Origin of the sequence: Burkholderia sp. Bp9031 (genome assembly GCF_003857965.1) — a bacterium.
In the GTDB taxonomy this organism is placed as follows: domain Bacteria; phylum Pseudomonadota; class Gammaproteobacteria; order Burkholderiales; family Burkholderiaceae; genus Burkholderia; species Burkholderia ambifaria_A.
Window position 1 is genome coordinate 84,567 of record NZ_QTPW01000001.1, and the last position, 19,738, is coordinate 104,304.

The window sequence follows — 19,738 nt, forward strand, 5'->3', positions numbered from 1 at the left end:
AGGCGCATGTTCGACGGGAGGAACGAGGTTCGCGAACTGAAACATGCCGTGTACGCTGGGCCGGAGCGCGCGCGGTGTGTGCGCCGTCCGATCCGTCCGCGCGCGGTGCAGCTCGCCGCCGAAGGGCGCACGCGCGGGCGGGTGACGTGACGGCGGCTTGCGACGCATGATCGGCCGCGCGGCCGCACCGGCGAGCGGGCACGCCGCTTGCGCCCGGTCGCCGCGCCAATCGACACGCGCGAGCCGCCGCGCAGGAATGACATGAACACGCGATCCATGCTGCACCGTCCCGAACCGACGCCCGACGTCGATCCCGACCCGACGCTGCCCGAGCACGACGATCCGGTCGATCCGCCCGTGCCGCCGGGCCTGCCGCAGGGCGATCCGCCATCGCGGCCGCCGCCGATACGGATGCCGGGCGGGCGCAGCGAACCGCGGCCGGCCGCGCGATCACTGAAAGGAGGACCATCATGGACATTCACGTGCAATCGCCGGACAAGCGCGCGATCGCCCAGGTGCTGGGCCGCTATTTCGAGTCGCGTTCGTTGCGCTACCACATCGAGGAGTTGCCGGGCGGCGTGCTGCATATCGGTTTTCGTGCAAGCGGCCACCCGGTCGCCGTCACCGTGTCGTTCGACGACACCGCCTACGACACCTACACGCACTGGGACGCGAGCCAGAAGCAGCTCGCGCTCGGGCGGCTCGCGGATGGCTTCTCGCGCATGATGTCGAAGCGCAGCCCGGCCGCGCTCGCCGGCGACTATCACGTCGAGCGTTTCTGATTCCGCAACCATCCTCCGGCGCGTGCCGGGGGCCGGCAAAGTGCCCGTGCTCAACGGGCGCTTTGCGGCTTCGCGCGCGTCGCGTAGGATGTTCACTAATTCAGCGCACGCTACGTTCGCGCCGCCGGCTGCCTGCCGTTGCAGCCGGTCAGGCGCGACGCGCTTTCCCTCAGGTTCGTTTCGCGCAACCGACGGAGACCGCCTTGATGACCGTTGCCCGCCCGTTGTTGTCGCCCGGCACCCGCCGGTTCGTGTCCGGCCTGTCGGCCTTCGCCGCGCTGGCGGCGTCCGGTGCCCGCGACGCGTCGGCCCAGACGCCTTCGCCGCTCGGCGAATGGCAATACTCGGCGGGCGTCCCGCTGCAGAAACTGTTCAACCCGACCGTCCGCACGTGGCAGGTCAGCGTCGGTGCCGCGATGACGCTGCAGCCGCGCTACGCAGGCTCCGATCGATATCGCGTGATGGGCGGCCCGAACTTCGACTTGCGCTATCGCGACCTGTTCTTCCTGTCGACGGGCGAGGGGCTCGGCGCGAACGTGCTGCGCGGGCCCAACTGGCGCGTGAGCATGTCGGTCGGCTATGACCTTGGACGCCGCTCGGCCGACGATCTCGACCACCTGAACGGGCTCGACAACATCAACGCGGCGCCGGTGATGAAGCTCGCGGCCGATTATGTGATCTCGAAGGATTTCCCGCTCGTGCTGCGCGCGGACGTCCGGCGCAGCATCGGCGGCTCGAACGGCTGGGTCGGCGATTTCTCCGCGTACATGCCGATGCCGGGCAGCAACGAACACTTCTTCTGGTTCGCCGGGCCGACCGTGTCGTTCGCCGATTCGCGCTACATGAACAGCTGGTTCGGCGTGAGCCCGGGGGCGTCCGCGCGTTCCGGGCTGCCGGCCTATTCGTCGGGCGCGGGGATGAAGTCGTTCGGCGCTGGCGTGACGATGGTCTGGTTCGTCAACAAGCACTGGTTCGTGACGATGGACGGCGCGATCGAGCAGCTCGTCGGCCGTGCACGGCGCAGCCCGATCACGCAGCAGTCGACGAACGGCGTGTTCGACATGTCGGTGAACTACCAGTTCTGATCGGCGAGGGACCCGCGGGCGCGGCCGGGCGGTGCGCGGCATGCGGTATTTTTCGTCACATTTGATATGATTCCGACCTGTACAAACGTACAGTGATCGATCCCCGTGACGCCTGCATCGCCGACGCCTCCGGCGTTTTACTACCTGACCAACTTCGAACGCGCGCTGGCCTGGCTCGGCGAGCGTTACGACGACCTGCTCGACGCGCACGAACACGCGTTTCTCGCGCATTTCGCGCGGCTGCCGAAAGCATCGCGCGCGTTGCTCGTGCGGATGCTGATGCGCAGCGGATCCGACTTCCGGGCGAGCAAGCTCGTGTACGACGAAATCGGCAGCACGCTCGACGCGGCCGCGCCGCTCGTCGAACTCGGCTGGGTCGATCCGGCGCCCGCGCTCACGCTCGACGAACTGTTCGCGCTGTCGACCAAGGGCGATCTGCTGAAGATGTTCCCGTCGCTCGCCGCGCACGCGGGCGAGCGCAAGCCCGACTGGCTCGAACGGTTGCGGCCCGCGCACGAGGTTGCGCAACCGCTCGACGCGTGGTGCGCGCAGGCCGACGATCGCGTGCTGCGCGTGACGGTCGGTGCGCTGTGCGACCGGCTGCGGCTGATGTTCTTCGGCAATCTTCATCAGGACTGGAGCGAATTCGTGCTCGCCGATCTCGGCGTGTTCCAGTACGAAAGCGTGCCGTTCGCGCCGTCGTCGCGCGCGTTCCAGCAGCGAGCCGACGTCGATACGTATCTCGCGCTGCAGACGTGCCGCGAAGCACTCGACGCGTGGCCCGACGACCTGCCGTTCGACGACCTGCTGCGGGCGATCGACGCGGTCGGCTGCGCGCAGCCGTGGCTCGCGACGCGCCGCGCGAAGCTGCTGTTTACGCTTGGGCAGACCTGCGAGCGGCGCGCCGACTGGACCGCCGCGCTCGACGCCTATGCGCGCAGTGCGTGGCCGGGCAGCCGGCATCGGCGCATTCGCGTGCTCGAACGCTGCGGATGCGACGACGATGCGCTCACGCTGGCGCTCGAGGCGCGCAGCGGCTTCGAAAGCGACGAGGAACGCCAGCGCGTCGAGCGGATGCTGCCGCGCCTGCAGCGCCGTCTCGGGCAACGGGTCGAACGCGCGGGCAGCGCGCCCGACGTGCCGCGCGAAACGCTCGTGCTGGCGCGTCCCGACGCGTTTGTCAGCGTCGAATTCGCGGTGCGCGACCATCTTGCACAGCCCGACGCGCCGGTTCACTACGTCGAGAACACGCTGATCAATTCGCTGTTCGGGCTGCTGTGCTGGGAGCCCGTGTTCGCGGCCGTGCCCGGCGCGTTCTTTCACCCGTTCCAGCGCGGCCCGGCCGACCTGCACGCGCCCGATTTCGCGGTGCGCCGCACCGATGCGTTCGCCGGCTGTTTCGCCCAACTCGACTCGGGGGCATATCGCGACACGATTCGCCGGCACCATGCAACGAAGATGGGGCTGCAATCGCCGTTCGTGTTCTGGGGCGTGCTGACCGACGAACTGCTCGACCAGGCGCTCGCCTGCCTGCCGCCGGCGCACCTTCGGCTGTGGTTCACGCGCCTGCTCGCCGACATCCGCGGCAATCGTTCGGGGCTACCCGACCTCGTCCGTTTCTGGCCGGACGAGCAGCGCTACGAACTGATCGAGGTGAAGGGCCCCGGCGACCGGCTGCAGGACAACCAGACGCGCTGGCTAGCGTACTGCATCGCACATGGCATTCCGGTGCGTGTCGTCGATGTCGAATGGGCAGGCGCCGGCGTCGAGCAGGTTGAAGCGGCGGGGCTGTCCGCATGAGCTATGTCGTCGCGGTGCGAGCGATGTGCGAGTTCACCGCGCGACGCGGCGATCTCGACCTGCGCTTCACGCCCGCGCCGACCGCGCTCGAAGGCATTGCCGGTCACGGTGCCGTCACGTCGAAGCGCGGCGCGCGCTACGAGACCGAGATCGCGCTGGCGGGTACCTGGGGCACGCTCACCGTGCGCGGGCGCGCGGACGGCTACGACCCGGTCGCGAACCGGCTCGAGGAGATCAAGACCTATCGCGGCAGCCTCGATGCGATGCCGGCCAATCACCGCGCGCTGCACTGGGCGCAGGCGAAGGTCTATGCGCACCTGATGTGCGACGCCCGCGACCTCGCGGAAATCGACGTCGCGCTCGTGTATTTCGACATCGTGTCCGAGCGCGAGACCGTGCTGACGGAAACGCTGAGCGCAAGCGTGCTCGCCGCGTTCTTCGCCGAGCAGTGCGCGTGCTTCGTCGGCTGGGCCGAGCGCGAGACCGCGCATCGCGCGGCCCGCGATGCGGCGCTGCGCGCGCTGACGTTTCCGCACGGGCAATTCCGCAGCGGTCAGCGCGAGCTGGCGGTGTCGGTCTATCGAGCGGCGCGCGACGAACGCTGCCTGATCGCGCAGGCGCCGACCGGCATCGGCAAGACGCTCGGCACGGTATTTCCGCTGCTGAAGGCGTGCGGCGAGGGCGAGCTCGATCACGTGTTCTTCCTGACCGCGAAGACGCCCGGCCGCGCGCTCGCGCTCGAGGCGGCCACGACGCTCGGCGCCGGTACGCCGGCGCTGCCGCTGCGCGTGCTGGAGCTCGTCGCGCGCGACAAGGCGTGCGAGCATCCGGACCGCGCGTGCCACGGCGAATCGTGTCCGCTCGCGCAAGGTTTCTACGACCGGTTGCCGGCCGCGCGCGACGCGGCGATCGGGGCGGGGCTGCTCGATCGCGATACCGTGCGCGAGACCGCACTCGCGCACGACATCTGTCCGTACTACCTCGCGCAGGAACTGGCGCGCTGGTCCGACATGGTGATCGGCGACTACAACTACTACTACGACGGCAGCGCGATGCTGCACACGCTCGCGCAGCAGAACCAGTGGCGCGTCGGCGTGCTCGTCGACGAAGCGCACAACCTGCTCGATCGCGCACGCAAGATGTACAGCGCGTCGCTCGACCCGTTCGCGTTCGCGGCTGCGCGCGAGGCAGCACCGGCGGCACTGCGCAAGGCATTCGACCGGCTCGCGCGTGCGTGGGGGACGGTGAATCGCGCACAGGCCGAGCGCTACGCGGCGTACCCGGAGATTCCTGGCCCGATCGTGTCGGCCGTGCAGAACCTTGTCGCGGCGATCGGCGAGCATCTGACCGATGCGCCGCGCGCGAACGGCGATGCGCTGCTGCGCTTTCATTTCGAGGCGATCCAGTTCGGTGTGCTCGCCGATGCGTTCGACGGTGCGTCGATCTTCGACGCGACGCTGCACGGCGAGCCGCTGCCACGCGAGTCGGAGCCCGACGGGGGCGCGCCGGCCGGGCGCCGACGCCGCATCCAGTCGACGCTGTGCGTGCGCAACGTGATCCCGGCCGGCTTTCTCGCGCCGCGCTACGAAGCCGCACGCGCGACCGTGCTGTTTTCCGGCACGCTCAGCCCGTTTCATTTCTATCGCGACACGCTCGGGCTGCCGGCCGACACGGGCTGGCTCGACGTCGACGGGCCGTTTCGCGCCGAGCAACTGACCGTGCGCGTCGCGAGCCACGTGTCGACGCGCTGGCGCGATCGCGACCGTTCGCTCGAACCGATCGTGGACCTGATCGCCGCGCAGTATGCGACGCGGCCCGGCAACTACCTCGGCTTTCTCAGCAGCTTCGACTATCTCGGGCGCGTCGTCGCGCTGATGCAGACGCGCCATCCGGACGTACCCGTGTGGGCCCAGGCGCCCGGCATGGCCGAAAGCGAGCGCGACGCGTTTCTCGCGCGCTTCGACGCGGGCGGGCGCGGTGTCGGCTTCGCGGTGCTCGGCGGTGCGTTCTCGGAAGGCGTGGATCTCGTCGGCGAACGGCTGATCGGCGCGTTCATCGCGACGCTCGGGCTGCCGCAAGTCAACGACGTCAACGAACAGATGCGGCGCGCGATGGATGCGCGCTTCGGCAACGGGTACGACTACATGTATCTGTACCCGGGCTTGCAGAAGGTCGTGCAGGCTGCCGGGCGCGTGATCCGCACCGAGCACGACGAGGGCGTCGTGCATCTGATCGACGATCGTTACCGAAGGCGGGAGGTGCGCGATCTGCTGCCACGGTGGTGGCGGATCGGGTGACCGTCAGGGGGCGTACCGCGTACGCGCTTGCCCGAATCCCTACAGCACGTTGAGCATCGCGAGCGCGGTTTCCTGCAGATGCGGCAGCACGCGCCGCACGGCCGCGTCCGTCGATTCCGCGCCGATCGGCATGTTCGTGCTCAGCGCGGCGACGACTTCGCCGTGACGGTTCTTCAGCGGCACCGCGATGCCGCGCACGCCGACCTGCAGTTGCTGCTCGATCACCGCGAAGCCCGCGTCGCGCGCGTGGTCGACCTGTTCGAGCAGGCGTGCCTTGTTGGTGATCGTGTTCGGCGTGAATGGCGCGAGTGCGGTATCGGCGAGCCATGCGCGGACCGCCTCCCGATCCGGATGATGCGCGAGCAGCACGACGCCGGGTGACGTCAGCGGGGCCGGCACGCGCGCGCCGAGCACGAAGCCGGTCGTCATCACGCGCGACACGCCGTTGCGGGCGATGAACACGAGCTCCCAGCCGTCGAGCACGCTCACGTAGGCCGATTCGTTCAGCGATGCGCTCAGTTGCTGCAGATAGGGCTGGACCGTGCGCGGCAGGCGCGCCGAATCGAAGTACGACCAGCCGACCCGCAACACGCGCGGCGTGAGGCCGTACAGCTTGCCGTCGGTGTACACGTAGCCGAGCGATTCCAGCGTCAGCAGGTAGCGCCGCGCGGCCGTGCGCGTGAGCCCGGTGCGGGCGGCGGCCTGTGTCGGTGTCATTCGCGCGTGCTGGCTGTCGAACGCCTCGAGGATCATCAGGCCTTTTTCAAGGCCGGCAATCCAGTCGCGTCGGTCGAGATCGGGCTTTTTCATCGTCGAGGGGCGGTGGTGGCGTGTCAGGACGTGCGCGGTGTTCGCGCAGGAGTGGGCGATTATCGCGCGAGTCGTGGAGGAAGACGAGTGCGCGATATCCGAACCGTCCATTTGGCTAGCTTGCTGATTCACATTGAAGATATACAATCTTTCACGTATATCTATGGAGGCTCATATGCAGGTTGCAAAGTGGGGCAATAGCCTGGCGGTTCGCCTTCCGGCCAGTGTGGTCGACGCACTGGAGCTCCGCGAAGGGGACGATATCGAAATCGTGGTCGACAGCCCTCGGGTCTTCGCGGTAAGTCGCAAGCCCAGGCCCGACGAGCTTCTGCAGCGCTTGAGGCATTTCAGGGGCAAGTTGCCCGCCGATTTCAAGTTCAGCCGGGACGATGCGAATGAGCAGGATTGAGTTCGAGAAATCGTTCGTCGACAGCAATGTCGTGCTTTATCTGCTGTCCGGGGACGAAACCAAGGCAAACCGTGCGGAAGCGTTGTTCCTTCGGCGGCCGACCATCAGCGTTCAGGTATTGAATGAAGTCGCCAGCGTTTGCCACCGGAAATTGCGGATGCCGTGGCGTGAGGTGGGGAAGTTTCTGGAGCCGATCAGGAGTTTGTGCCATATCGTGCCGATCACTGTCGATACGCACGACCTCGCGCGACGGTTGGCGGAGTGGCATCGCTTGTCTTTCTACGACGCGTGCATCGTGGCAACTGCTTCGATCGAGGGGTGTGAATACCTGTACACCGAAGACATGCATGACGGCTTGCGAGTACAAGGCGGCCCGGTGTTGCGAAATCCGTTTGCCTGAACGCTGAGGGTTTCTGGTCCGCTGGCGGGGACGCATGACGATGGGCGAACGCGACGGCCACCGATGGCTGAAGAGGGTTTTCCGGCGTATCGATGCCACCGGCCGAATGTGAAAAGCGGGACAGTCGGATGCGGCGCGCGCGTTACGCTCGCCGCATCCCGATTGCCGTTACTCGCTGCTCGTCCACTCGACGTTCGCGCCGACCGAACGCAGGTTTTCGACGAAATGCGGGTGCGCGCGGCGGATCGGCAGCGCATTCATGATTTCCGAGCGGCCTTCGATGCTCGCGGCCACCATCAGCAGCGCGATCGCGACGCGGATGATGTACGGGCTCTCGACGCGCGCAGGCGTCAGTTGCAGCCCGCCGAACGTGATCAGCCGGTGCGGATCGGACAGCAGCACGTGCGCGCCGAACTTCGACAGTTCGCCGGACCAGCCGAGCGCGCCGTCGTAGACCTTGTTCCAGAACATCGCGCTGCCTTCCGCGCGCACGCCGAGCGCGATGAAGATCGGCAGCAGGTCGACCGGCAGGTACGGCCACGGCGCGGCTTCGACCTTGGTCAGGATGTTCTGCGTGAACGGCCGACGCACGCGCAGCGGGCCGTCGCGTTCCGCGCGGGACCAGCCGTCACGGTGTGTAACGTTCACGCCGAACTTCGCGAACGTGCGGTCGATCAGCGGGAAATGCTCCGGCGACGAGTTGCGGACCGTGATATCGCCGCCCGTGATTGCACCGAGTGCGAGGAACGTCGCGATTTCGTGGAAATCCTCGGCGAAGCGGAATTCTCCGCCGCCAAGCTTGCCGCCGCCCGTCACGCACAGGCGCGACGTGCCGATGCCCTCGATCGCGACGCCGATCATCGCGAGGAACTGACAGAACTCCTGCACGTGCGGCTCGGACGCCGCATTCATCAGCGTCGACGTGCCGCTTGCCGCCGTCGCGCACAGCGCGAAGTTTTCGGTGGTCGTCACCGACGCGTAGTCGAGCCAGTGATCGTTGGCCGTCAGCGGGCCGTCGGCACGAACGATCAGCGAATCGGGCGTGCGCTCGATATGCGCGCCGAAGCGCTCGAACACTTCGACGTGCGGATCGATTTCGCGCACGCCGAGCGTGCAACCCTTCACGTCGTTCTCGAGGCGCGCGACGCCGAAGCGCGCGAGCAGCGGCGGAATCAGCATGATCGACGAGCGCATCGCCTCGGGCAGGCGGTGGACGGCCGGGTCGAACGCCGTGTTGCGATGGTGGAGCTCGAGGATGCCTGTCGTGAAATCGACCGACACGTCGCTGCCGAGCGTGCGGAAGATGTCGAGGATCTTGCGCACGTCGGTGATGTCCGGCACGCCGACGAGGCGCAGCGGCCGATCGGTCAACAGGGTGGCGCACAGAATCGGCAGGACGGCGTTCTTGTTCGCGGACGGCTTGATGTCCCCGCGCAGCGGGTTGCCGCCGTGGACGATGAGATTCGACATGATATGGGGGCGTATCGGTGACTGACGTAGGCCCATATGATGCCATTGGTCGGCGGGCGACGTGGAATGTTCAGAGGGGAAAATGGGCTTCCGCGCGCGGGATTGACCGTGTTTGACGTTGGGTGGAGGCGGGGCCTGACCGGCTGGCCGGGGATGGCAGCCGGTGCGGAAATGGCCGGCCGCGTATCGGGCCGGCCATCCGGTCATTCCCTCACTGCGCCGCCCGCATCCGCGCGGCGACCACCAGCGAGATCAGGCAGCCCACCGCGAGATAACCGGCGACGAGGTGCCACGAACCGCCGGCCAGACTGACCAGCGCCACCGCGATGAACGGCGTGAACCCGCCGCCGACCACGCTCGCGAACTGATAACCGACGCCCGCGCCGCTATAGCGGTATTCCGCGCCGAACAGCTCGGTGAAGAGCGGCTGCTGGACACTCACGACCATGTCGTGCGCGGCGTTGGCCAACAGGATCGAGAACACCACGATCCACGCGATCGAACGTGCCTCCAGCGCGACGAAGAACGGCACCGCCGACGCGAGACCGATCAGCGCGCCGATCAGGTAGATGCGGCGCAGGCCGAAGCGGTCCGCCATCCAGGCGAAGCACGGGATCGTCACGCAGCTCACCGCACCGACCAGCAGGCCGATGTTCAGGAACAGGTCACGCGACATGCCGAGATTCGACGTCGAATAGCTGAGCGCGAATGCCGTGACGATATACATCGTGAACAGTTCGGCGAGCCGCAGCGCGACGATCAGCAGGAATGCCTTCGGATGGCGCGTCAGCGCCTCGAGCACCGGCAGGCGCAGCTTGCGGTTGCCGTGTTCGACCTTCTCGACGAACTCCTGCGACTCGTCCATGCTCTTGCGGACCCACAGTCCGATCAGCACCAGCACGATGCTGAACACGAACGGCAGGCGCCAGCCCCACGACTTGAATGCGGCCTCGCCGAGCGTATGGCTCAGGATCGACACGATGCCCGTCGCGAGCACGAGCCCGACGCCATAGCCGACCTGCACGCCGCTGCTGTAGAACGCCTTCTTGTGCTTCGGCGCGCTTTCGACGGCCATCAGCGCCGCGCCGCCCCATTCGCCGCCGACCGCGAAGCCCTGGATCGCACGCATCAGCACCAGCAGCACGGGCGCCCACCAGCCGATCGTCGCAAAGCTCGGCAGCAGGCCGATCGCGACGGTCGACAGCCCCATCAGCATCACGGTCAGCACGAGCATCCGCTTGCGGCCGAGCCGGTCGCCGTAATGGCCGAACACGACGCCGCCGAGCGGGCGGAACAGGAAGCCGACGCCGAAGGTCGCGAATGCAGCGAGCGTGCCCATCGTCGGGCTGATCTTCGGGAAGAACTCGGAATTGAATACGAGCGCGGCGACGATCCCGTACAGCAGGAAGTCGTACCAGTCGACGACGGCGCCGACAAAGCTGCCGATCGCGGCCTTGCGGGCCTGGCTGCGCGCGCGGGCGCCGGCGGCGGCGTCGAGGGTGTCGAAGGTTGGGGTCATGGCGAAGTCTCCTGGCACGGCGCATCGTGGAATCGCGGCGGCGCCGCGTCCGATGCTGCATTGAAGTCGAAGGGTGAACGGAGAATAGGGCGCGCGCTCCGTCACGGCAATTGGCCGATCGGTTAAATTGCGCGATTATCGTTCGATTGTGTGCGATTATCGAACGATTTTCGGGTTTGCACTAGGCGATGGACGAATATCCCGTTCGGTCAGGGTGTGCCGCCGTGAACGATCTGGTTAAAATCGGGACCATCAAAACCGCACCCGAATCGGGCGGATGTCCGGCCGTCACCTCGGCCGGGCGTGCCGCACGCGCCGGGCGTCATCCCCATCGACCGCATGCCTCCGGAGACTGGAATGCCCGGCAATTCCCACCCCCTGTCCAGCGATACGCCGCCCGTTGCCGATCCGGCCGCCAATCCGCTCGGGATGGCCGGACTCGAATTCGTCGAGTTCGCGGCGCCGGTGCCGAGCGCGCTCGCGCAACGCTTCGAGCAGCTCGGGTTCAAGGCGATTGCGCGCCATGTCAGCAAGAACGTCACGCTGTACCGGCAAGGACAGATGCAGTTCCTGATCAACGCCGAACCCGATTCGTTCGCTGCGCGCTATGCGGAGGAATACGGGATGGGCGTCTGTGCGATCGGGCTGCGCGTGGCCAGCGCGCGGCGCGCGTTCGAGCGGGCAATCGAACTCGGCGCGTGGGCGTTCGAGGGCGAGCGGATCGGGGTCGGCGAACTGAAGATTCCCGCGATCCAGGGGATCGGCGATTCGCACCTCTATTTCGTCGACCGCTGGCGCGGGCGGGACGGCCAGCGCGGCGGCGTCGGCGACATCTCGATCTTCGACATCGATTTCCGGCCGATCGACATCTCGACCGCGCATACCGATCTCGATTGCGCGGGCACGGGCCTGCAGCAGGTCGACCACTTCACGCAGACGGTCGGCGCGGGGCGCATGCGCGAGTGGCTCGACTTCTACCACGACCTGCTGCACTTCCGCGAAATCCACGAAATCGACGCGCACTGGCATGTGTCGGAAGATTCGCGCGTGATGGTGTCGCCGTGCGGCGCGGTGCGGATTCCGGTCTATGAGGAAGGCACGCGGCGCACCGAACTCATGCATGCGTATTTGCCGGACCATCCGGGCGAAGGCGTCCAGCACGTCGCACTGGCGACCGACGACATCCTGGCGAGCGTCGATGCGCTGCGCGCGAACGGCGTCGAATTCATCGAGCCGCCGGCGCGCTATTACGACGAAGTCGATGCGCGGCTGCCGGGGCACGGCGTCGATCTCGATGCGCTGCGCCGCCGCGCGGTGCTGATCGACGGCGAAATCGGCAGCGACGGCGTGCCGCGCCTGTTCTTCCAGACCTTCGTCAAGCGCCGGCCCGGCGAGATCTTCTTCGAGATCGTGCAGCGGCAGGGACACCACGGATTCGGCGAAGGGAACCTCGCGGCGCTGGCCCGCGCGCGCGACGCAGGCTGAGCGGCAGCGGCCACGGAATCAGCCGCAGCCTGGCCTCAAGCGCCCGCGGCCGGGACGCGGTTCGGCGCCGCGTCGTTCGGCTCCTTGAGCGCGCATGCAGTTCCACCCGGCGTGTACATCGACACGACGCAGCGATTGCATGACGTGCAGCCCGACTGCGCGAGGCGGCCGTCGCGCAGCCCGTTTACGAAGCCCGGCTCGAACACGAGCGCGCGGGCAAGCGCCACCGCGTCGAATCCTTCGCGCATCGCCAGCGCGACGTTTTCGCGCGAACGCACGCCGCCGAGATAGGCGAGCGGCATCCTGACGGCCGCGCGCACTTTCTTCGAATGCTCGAGGAAATACATCTCCCGAAACGCGCCCATCTTCGGCTCGGTGAGTTTCTGCAGCGCCATCGCGGCGCGCACGATCGCGTTGTCGGCGTTTGCGCGCGCGTCGCCCGGCAGCGGGCTGCCGAACAGCTGCCATACCGACTCGACGTTCATCCCGCCGCTCAATATCAGCAAGTGCGCGCCTTCGGCCTCGAGCCGCCGCGCGATCTCGCATGCGTCGTCGGCCGTCCCGCCGCCGCGCACGCCTTCGGTCACGCCGATCTTGCAGACCACGGCGAGATCGCGGCCGACCGCATCGAGCACGCGGCGCAGCACCTCGACGGGGAACGCCGCGCGACGCGCCGCATCGCCGCCATACGCGTCGCGGCGACGGTTGTACAGCGGCGACAGGAACTGGCTCAGCAGATAACCGTGCCCCATGTGGATCTCCACCGCGTCGAAGCCCGCGTCACGCGCATGCCGCGCCGCATTTGCGAATTCGTCGGCAATGACGGTCATCTGGTCGCGCGTCATCGCCCGCTTCAGGAAGCGGCCGCTCATCACGCCGACCTTGTTGAACCCGCCCGACGCGCTCAACGGCCGTTTCGTCGACAGCGACGGCAGGAACGTGAAGCAGCCGCCGTGCGTGATCTGCGCGGACGCCGCCGCGCCGTGGCGATGCACCGCGTCGGTCAGCGCGCGGAATTGCCGGACCGTCGGCGCATCGAGCCGCGCCTGGTCGACGAACGTGCGGCCGTCGTCGCTGATCGCGCAGTACGCGACGGTCGTCAGCGCGGCGCCGCCTTCGGCGATGCGCTCATGAAACCCGACGAGCGCACGCGACGGCACGCCGTTCGGCGTCATCCCTTCGTTGGTCGCTGACTTGATCAGGCGGTTGCGCAGCGTCAGCGGGCCGATCTGCAACGGGCTGAACGCGGTATCGAGGGCGGCGGGTTCCATGTCGGGCGGGCGTCGGGATTGGGCACGGCGACCATTGTGCGGAGTCGGCGCGGTGGCGCATCGTCCGCATGGATGACCCGCCGCCGGTGCGCGGCCGCGCGCATCGCCTAGTCGGCCGCACCGAGCTTGCGCGCCTGGCGGCGCATCCCGTCGAAGATCGCATCGGCCACGTCCGCCGGGAAGTCCGCTGGAATGCGCGACGCGACGTCGGCGATCGCCGGTTCCGTGCGTGCGCCCACGTCGGCCATGGCTGCGCGCACGTCGTCCTCGGTCAGGCCGACGCGGGCGCCTTGCGCGATCCAGTGACGCGGCTGGATATCGCCGATCACGTAATGGCGATTCTTCCCGCACACGGCCATCGCGAGCCGCGCGCGTCGCGGCGGCAGCTGGTTGCGGCGCGTGCCGATGATCGGATGCGCGGACAGCACGTCGTACAGCGGCGTGCTGCGATACGTATTGCCCGGCAGGTGCGCGATGCTGAAATTCTTCGCGTGACCGTCGATGGCCGCGAGCACCCAGAACACGAGCTGCGTGACGAAGAAGTTCATCCGGTCCTGCGCGGCATCGGCGGAATTCGCGAGGATCCCCATGATCGTCGCGATGCCCGGGCCGCCGTCGGATTCGTACTTGGCGCCCGACGGCGTGCCGGTCGCCTGGCACATGTCCTCCTGCGGCAGCCGCAGGATCCACGTGCCGTCGCGGGACGGGCGGCGGTCGAAGCGCTCGACGATCAGCGCCTTCTGGTCGTCGAACCGGCCGATGTCGCACGCGGCGACCGGCAGCCCGTATGCGGCGACGATCTTCGAGCACAGCCATTCGTTCTCGACCGACGTGCGCATGTCGGCCTGCATGTTCCCGACGCGCCCGAGCGGCAGCTTGAAGATATGCGTGGTCGGCGTGCTGCCCGACGGCAGCAGCCAGCGGTTGCCGTGACGCAGCAGCGCGGTCTTTTCCTGCGCGCCGGCGATCGACAGCCGCAGCTCGCCGTCCGGTTCCGCGTGGCCGGGCAGCGGCGCGGCGGTCGCGTGGCGCAGCACGTCGGCCACGGCCGCATCGTCGAGCACGGTGCCGTCGATCGCCTGGAGGTCTACTGGCCTCTCGTCGGGCGGCAGCAACTGCAGCGCACCGACGCAATCGCGGCCGATCGACGCGAGCAGTTCGAACGGCGCGGTCGACCCGAGCCGGTAGCGCTGCGCGATGCGGCGGCGGATCGGCTGGCTGTCCGGCAGCAGGTTGTCGAAGTAGTCGGCGACGATCGCGCCCTGGTGCGGCTGGTTGCCGGGCGTGAACGGCAACGACAGCGACAGCGGACGCCCCTGCGGATCGTCGACCCACGCGGGCAGGTAGACGAGGCGCTCGACGCCGCGCCGGACTTCCCAGTACCCGACCGGGATGCCGTTCATCCACAGGTCGAGGCGATCATGGCGGGGGCGGCGGACCATCGTCACCAGTCCTCCCGCTTGGTGCCCCGAGGCTTGCCAGGTGTCGCCGCGGCAGGCCGTTTGCGCGCGGCGGCGGACGGGGCCTTCGCCGCGGCCGGTGCGCGGGCCGGTGTATCGGACGCGCCGGATGGGCCGGATGAGCGACCGCGCGCGGCCGGTGCGCGCTTGGGCGCGGGAGCGGAGGCCGTGTCGTCGGGTGCCGCTGGGTCGTTCGGCGTGCGTGGATCGAGCGACAGGCGAACCCCGAGTACGTTCAGCACCTTGAAAAGCCGTTCGATGCTGACCGCGGACGGATTGGCTTCGAGCTGCGCGTACGACTGCTGCGTGACGCCGAGGCGGGCGGCGAGCTGCGCCTGCGTGAACCCCGCCGACTTCCGGAAGCCGACGAGGATGGGGCGCAACTGGCTCAAGGTCTGGACAGGGAATGCCATGGGCTCTCCGCGAAATGACAGGCGATCGCTTGTAATCGAAAAATACAGCCTACGGCATGTATCGTCAAAATACAAACCTGAGACTGTATTTAACAAAAACAAACGATAGCCTGTCAAACGGCAACCCGTGGATCGATGCTGGAAGGGCGACGCGAGCCCGCCCGCGCTGCGTCACGCCGCCCGCAGCGGGCTCGCATGCGCGGCACGTGCGCTTTCCGGATCGTCGTCACCGAGCGGGATGAACGCCATGATCTCCAGGTCGTGCCCCGACAGCGCCGGCAGCCGGAACGGGCTCGACAGCACATTCAGCCGCCGCACGCCGAGCTCGCGCAGGATCTGCGAGCCGATCCCCGTGACGCGGCCGTCGTGGCGTGCATGGCCGGCCGGTGTCCGCATCGCGTCGCCACGCATGTCGCAGTCGAGCAGCACCGCGACGCCGCAGCCGGCTGCATCGATCCGCTGCAACGCCGCGTGCAGCGGCCACGAATGCGCGGACGGCTCGGCGTCGAGCAGATCGAGCAGCGAATGGCATTCGTGCACGCGCGTCAGCACGGGCGCCGACGGATCGGGCTCGCCGCGCACCAGCGCGAGATGCGGTGCGCCGTGCACCGTGTCGCGATACTCGATCGCGCGGAACCGGCCCCACGGCGTATGCAGCGGCCGTTCGCCGACGCGCTCGACGAGCGATTCGTGCTCGCGGCGGTAATGAATCAGGTCCGCGATCGTGCCGATCTTCAGCCCGTGATGCGCGGCGAACGCCTTCAGCTCGGGCAGCCGTGCCATCGTGCCGTCGTCGTTCATCACCTCGCAGATCACCGACGCAGGCGTGAGCCCGGCGAGCGCGGCCAGATCGCAGCCTGCCTCCGTGTGCCCCGCGCGCACCAGCACACCGCCCGGCCGCGCTGCGATCGGAAACACGTGGCCGGGCTGCACGAGATCGTCGGGCCGCGCGCCCGAGCGCACCGCCGCGCGGATCGTCCGCGCGCGATCGGCCGCGGAAATGCCGGTCGTCACGCCTTCGGCTGCCTCGATGCTGACCGTGAAAGCGGTACCGAACGGCGTGCCGTTGCGATCGGCCATCGGCGGCAGCCTCAGCTGCTCGCAGCGCTCGGCGGTCAGCGTCAGGCAGATCAGCCCGCGCCCGAAGCGCGCCATGAAGTTGATCGCGTCGGGTGTCACGTGATCGGCCGCGATCACGAGATCGCCTTCGTTCTCGCGATCCTCTTCGTCGACGAGCAGGACCATCCGCCCCGCACGCAGCTCGTCGACGATTTCCAGCGTACCGGCGAGCGTCATTGCGCCTCCGTCGCGTCGAATGCGCGACGCAGCGCATCGGCGCCGAACGTCAGCACGCGATCGGCCGCATCGACCGCGCCGAGCATGCTCGCGAAGCCGTGCAGCTGGCCTGGCCAGCGGACGAGCGACACCGGCGTGCCGGCCTGCGCGAGACGCAGTGCATACGCTTCCGCCTCGTCGCGCAGAGGATCGAATTCCGCGCTGACGATGGTGGCCGGCGCCGCACCCGACAGGTCCGCCGCGGCGAGCGGGCTCGCGAGCGGCGATGCGCGGTCGGCGTCGTCGTCGAAATACTGGCGCTTGAACCAGCGCATCGCGTCCGCCGTCAGGAAATAGCCTTCGCCGAGCGATTCGTAGGACGGATGCTCGGTCGCGCAATCGACGACCGGATACAGCAGCAACTGGTGCGCGATCGCGACGCCCGAGCCGCGCAGCTGCAGCGCTGCGACCGCGGCCAGGTTGCCGCCCGCGCTGTCGCCGGCCACGGCGATCGCACCGGCGCGCGCGCCGAGATCGCGCGTGCTGGCGGCGGCCCAGCGCACGGCGTCGCAGGCGTCCTGCGTGGCCGCCGGGAAGCGCGCTTCCGGCGCGAGCCGGTAATCGACCGACAGCACGAGCGTGCGCGCCCGTCTGGCGAGGCTGCGGCACAGATTCGCGTGCGAATCGATGCCGCACGCGACGAAGCCGCCGCCATGGAAAAACACGGTCAGCGGCAACGGCCCGTCGGCGTCGGGCCGATACAGTCGTGCGGATAACTGACGCCCCGGGGCGGGAATCTGCCAGTCCTCTTCGGCGGCAATCGCATCACCTGGTGCGAAGGCGTTGCCTCCGGCAAGGCTCGCGCGGTACGCGGGAACGGTCAGTCGATCGAAATCGATCGCGGGCGCTTGGGCGAGCGCGGCGAGCAGCGCCTGCGCCTGAGGGTCGAGCGGCATTGGAACTCCTGTCTGAATCGGATGCGGTCTGAATCAGGTAAACCCGCGTCGCGGTTTTCCCTGAGGCCGCGCCGGACGCTTGTCGGCACGGCCTGACGGGCATTCCAGCGCAGCGGGCAGGGCGCCACATCATCCGATTGGACGATGGTTCGCGCGCCCGAATGGCCAAAGCTCACCATTCAGTGAATGTCCCGATGACGCCGGAATTAAGACGCGTCTTAATCATGGCGGCGCGGATGAATCGCACCGAATACAAGTTGCATGGAGGATGGAGCGTGCTGATGGAGACGAGATGGGCCCCGCAGGAGAGCCAGTCAACGAGCGAAGAGGCCGACATCGGCGTCGCGGATTTCAGCGAGCTGATGGCGCGCATCTACCAGGGGCCGATGGAAACGCCGCCTTGGGCAGGCGCGCTCGAGATGGTTCGCCGGCTGCTGCAGGCCAACTACGTAACGCTGATCCTGCGTGCGGCCGCGAGCGATCGTCGCGCGCCGCTGTCCGTGCACGCATCGGAATTCGGCCCGGTCGTGCCGGGTGACGGCGAGGCCTCGTACAACAACTACTACTATTCGCTCGACCCGTTCGTCGGCCTGCCGGCCGATCGCGTGGTCACGGTCGACGACGTGTTCGGCGATACGGGCTGGCTGTCGAGCGAACTGTACAAGCAGTTCCTGAAGCCGCAGGACGTGCGCTACATCCTCGGCGCGGACCTGCGCACGCCGTCGGGCGTCGAGTGCCGGTTCCGCGTGTGCCGCAACCACGCGTCGAAGCAGTTCTCCGCGCGCGACAAGGCGATCTGCGCGCTGCTGCTGCCGCACCTGAAGCGCGCGGTCGAGCTGCATTCGCGGCTCGACACGGCCGAGGTCGAGCGGTCGATCTACGCGAACGCGATCAACCGGATGCAGATCGGCACGATCACACTCGACGAGAACGGCACCATCATCGACATGAACAGCGTCGCCGATGAGATCCTGAAGCAGAACAACGGTCTGACGATTGCGCGCGGCACAATCGAGGCGACCGATGCGCAGGAGAATCGCACGCTCAAGCGGCTGATCCGCCACGCGGTGATGGGGCACCACGGCACGGCCGCGGCGATCGTCGAGGCGATGCCGATCACGCGCGGCTTCGACAAGCCGCGCCTCGGGCTGCTGGTGCGCACCGTGCTGCTGTCCGACTGGTCGGAGGACAACAAGCGCCGGCCGGCCGTCACGCTGTTCCTGCGCGATCCCGACCGCAAGCCGCAGGGCGCACAGGAAATCATCCGCAAGCTGTTCGACCTGACGCCCGCCGAAACGTCGCTCGCGCTGCTGCTGACGAACGGGCTGACGCTCGAGGAGGCAGCAGAGGAATCGGGGATCAGCAAGAACACGGCGCGCACGCATCTGCGCGCGATTTTCTCGAAGACGGGTGTGACGCGCCAGGCGACGCTCGTGCGGATCCTGCTCGGGAGCGTGGTGCCGCTGGGGTGATCGGCGCGGCACGTCGTATGCCGCCGCATCGATATCGAATGGATTCGTCTGCCGATACATCGACTGCGGTCGACGGGTACGGAACGGCGATCATGGCATCATGAACAAGAGGCTCGCGCGGTGCGAGCCTCTTTCGTTTCGTGCGCGGCCGATTTCAGCGGGGATGTCGATATGGCGATGCGCAATGCGATGCTGGTGCCGTATCGCGAGCGTGTGATCTCAGGGGCAGCGGGGCGCGTGCTCGAGATCGGCGCCGGATCGGGCCGGAACCTGCCGCTCTACCGCAAAGGCGTACGTGGCGTATTCGCACTGGAACCTTCGGCGGAACGGGTCGAGATGGCGCGCCCTCGCGCCGTGCAAGCCGGTGCACCGGTGGACTTCCTGATGGCGTCCGCGGAATGCATTCCGCTGCCGGACGAAAGCGTCGACACGGTGGTGAGTACCTGGACGCTCTGCTCGACCCCTGATGCCGGCGGGCGCTCCGGGAAATCCGACGCGTGCTGGCGCCCGCAGGGCGACTCCTGTTCGTCGAGCACGGCCTTGCGCCGGAACCCGGTGTACGCCGTTGGCAGGATCGCCTGACGCCCGCATGGTGCTGCCTCAGCGGCGGCTGCCATCTGAACCGTCCGATCCGGTCGCTGATCGAGGGGGCGGGTTTCGAGTTCGAGCAGATCGATACCGCGTATGCGTCAGGGCCGCGCTGTTTCACCTACTTCTACAACGGCGTCGCACGGAAAGTCCGTGGCGTTACCGCATGACCACCGCGATGGATGACGGAGCAATACAGCACTACATGTCGCAAGCTTCATCACGCCATTGCCATACGTCATCGAA

17 protein-coding genes are annotated in these 19,738 nt (G+C 67.9%); 9 read left to right on the plus strand and 8 right to left on the minus strand.

Annotation, left to right across the window (positions count from 1 at the left end; all coding sequences use genetic code 11):
* The first annotated feature begins 470 nt into the window (after positions 1 to 470).
* The 4 genes from DIE15_RS00430 (at position 471) to DIE15_RS00445 (ending at position 5,964) form a co-directional block, all read left to right on the plus strand.
* Positions 471 to 782: a hypothetical protein gene (locus tag DIE15_RS00430; protein WP_057927149.1), complete on the plus strand. Its 312-nt coding sequence runs from the start codon at positions 471 to 473 to the stop codon at positions 780 to 782.
* A gap of 206 nt (positions 783 to 988) precedes the next feature.
* Positions 989 to 1,867: a MipA/OmpV family protein gene (locus DIE15_RS00435; protein WP_057927150.1), complete on the plus strand. Its 879-nt coding sequence runs from the start codon at positions 989 to 991 to the stop codon at positions 1,865 to 1,867.
* Positions 1,868 to 1,972: 105 nt separating this feature from the next.
* Entirely contained in the window at positions 1,973 to 3,667 is a 1,695-nt protein-coding gene (locus DIE15_RS00440; protein ID WP_124831920.1) for a VRR-NUC domain-containing protein, read from the plus strand.
* Positions 3,664 to 5,964, plus strand: coding sequence for an ATP-dependent DNA helicase (locus DIE15_RS00445; RefSeq protein ID WP_124831922.1), 2,301 nt, complete (start codon positions 3,664 to 3,666; stop codon positions 5,962 to 5,964). The genes DIE15_RS00440 and DIE15_RS00445 overlap by 4 nt, the downstream gene beginning before the upstream one ends.
* Before the next feature lie 39 nt (positions 5,965 to 6,003).
* Here the strand turns inward: DIE15_RS00445 and DIE15_RS00450 are convergent, their stop codons facing one another.
* Positions 6,004 to 6,774 (minus strand): IclR family transcriptional regulator C-terminal domain-containing protein, encoded by a 771-nt coding sequence (locus DIE15_RS00450; protein ID WP_057927153.1) that lies wholly within the window; start codon positions 6,772 to 6,774, stop codon positions 6,004 to 6,006.
* 175 nt (positions 6,775 to 6,949) lie between these two features.
* On the opposite strand from DIE15_RS00450, the gene DIE15_RS00455 reads away from it, so the two are divergent.
* Together DIE15_RS00455 and DIE15_RS00460 are read left to right on the plus strand one after the other, a co-directional pair.
* Complete coding sequence (locus DIE15_RS00455; RefSeq protein WP_057927271.1) at positions 6,950 to 7,183, plus strand: AbrB/MazE/SpoVT family DNA-binding domain-containing protein; 234 nt, start codon at positions 6,950 to 6,952, stop codon at positions 7,181 to 7,183.
* Positions 7,170 to 7,583 carry a PIN domain-containing protein gene (locus DIE15_RS00460; RefSeq protein ID WP_082664735.1) on the plus strand — a complete coding sequence of 138 codons (414 nt, stop codon included), beginning with the start codon at positions 7,170 to 7,172 and terminating at the stop codon, positions 7,581 to 7,583. The genes DIE15_RS00455 and DIE15_RS00460 overlap by 14 nt, the downstream gene beginning before the upstream one ends.
* Positions 7,584 to 7,751: 168 nt before the next feature.
* On the opposite strand, the gene DIE15_RS00465 is transcribed toward DIE15_RS00460, so the two are convergent.
* Positions 7,752 to 9,053 carry a UDP-N-acetylglucosamine 1-carboxyvinyltransferase gene (locus tag DIE15_RS00465; RefSeq protein ID WP_057927155.1) on the minus strand — a complete coding sequence of 434 codons (1,302 nt, stop codon included), beginning with the start codon at positions 9,051 to 9,053 and terminating at the stop codon, positions 7,752 to 7,754.
* Positions 9,054 to 9,264: 211 nt separating this feature from the next.
* Positions 9,265 to 10,572 (minus strand): shikimate transporter, encoded by a 1,308-nt coding sequence (gene shiA, locus DIE15_RS00470; protein WP_057927156.1) that lies wholly within the window; start codon positions 10,570 to 10,572, stop codon positions 9,265 to 9,267.
* 357 nt (positions 10,573 to 10,929) lie between these two features.
* Here shiA and DIE15_RS00480 point away from each other — a divergent pair, with 357 nt between their 5' ends.
* Entirely contained in the window at positions 10,930 to 12,057 is a 1,128-nt protein-coding gene (locus DIE15_RS00480) for a 4-hydroxyphenylpyruvate dioxygenase family protein (protein WP_124831924.1), read from the plus strand.
* A 35-nt stretch (positions 12,058 to 12,092) separates the two neighbouring features.
* On the opposite strand, the gene DIE15_RS00485 is transcribed toward DIE15_RS00480, so the two are convergent.
* The 5 genes from DIE15_RS00485 to DIE15_RS00505 form a co-directional block, all read right to left on the minus strand.
* A complete protein-coding gene (locus DIE15_RS00485) occupies positions 12,093 to 13,328 on the minus strand; it encodes an NADH:flavin oxidoreductase (RefSeq protein ID WP_124831926.1) in 1,236 nt (411 codons plus the stop codon).
* 107 nt (positions 13,329 to 13,435) lie between these two features.
* The gene (locus tag DIE15_RS00490) at positions 13,436 to 14,770 is read right to left on the minus strand and encodes a type II toxin-antitoxin system HipA family toxin (RefSeq protein ID WP_057927159.1); all 1,335 of its coding nucleotides are present in this window, start codon (positions 14,768 to 14,770) and stop codon (positions 13,436 to 13,438) included.
* 2 nt (positions 14,771 to 14,772) lie between these two features.
* Positions 14,773 to 15,201 (minus strand): helix-turn-helix transcriptional regulator, encoded by a 429-nt coding sequence (locus DIE15_RS00495; protein ID WP_124831928.1) that lies wholly within the window; start codon positions 15,199 to 15,201, stop codon positions 14,773 to 14,775.
* Between the two features lie 171 nt (positions 15,202 to 15,372).
* Complete coding sequence (gene ribBA, locus DIE15_RS00500) at positions 15,373 to 16,497, minus strand: bifunctional 3,4-dihydroxy-2-butanone-4-phosphate synthase/GTP cyclohydrolase II (protein ID WP_124831930.1); 1,125 nt, start codon at positions 16,495 to 16,497, stop codon at positions 15,373 to 15,375.
* A complete protein-coding gene (locus DIE15_RS00505) occupies positions 16,494 to 17,432 on the minus strand; it encodes an alpha/beta hydrolase (protein ID WP_124831932.1) in 939 nt (312 codons plus the stop codon). The genes ribBA and DIE15_RS00505 overlap by 4 nt, the downstream gene beginning before the upstream one ends.
* A 281-nt stretch (positions 17,433 to 17,713) precedes the next feature.
* Between DIE15_RS00505 and DIE15_RS00510 the strand changes: the two genes are divergently transcribed.
* Positions 17,714 to 18,904 (plus strand): helix-turn-helix transcriptional regulator, encoded by a 1,191-nt coding sequence (locus DIE15_RS00510; protein WP_057927272.1) that lies wholly within the window; start codon positions 17,714 to 17,716, stop codon positions 18,902 to 18,904.
* 171 nt (positions 18,905 to 19,075) lie between these two features.
* Positions 19,076 to 19,486, plus strand: coding sequence for a class I SAM-dependent methyltransferase (locus tag DIE15_RS00515; protein ID WP_260428153.1), 411 nt, complete (start codon positions 19,076 to 19,078; stop codon positions 19,484 to 19,486).
* The last annotated feature ends 252 nt before the right edge of the window (positions 19,487 to 19,738 follow it).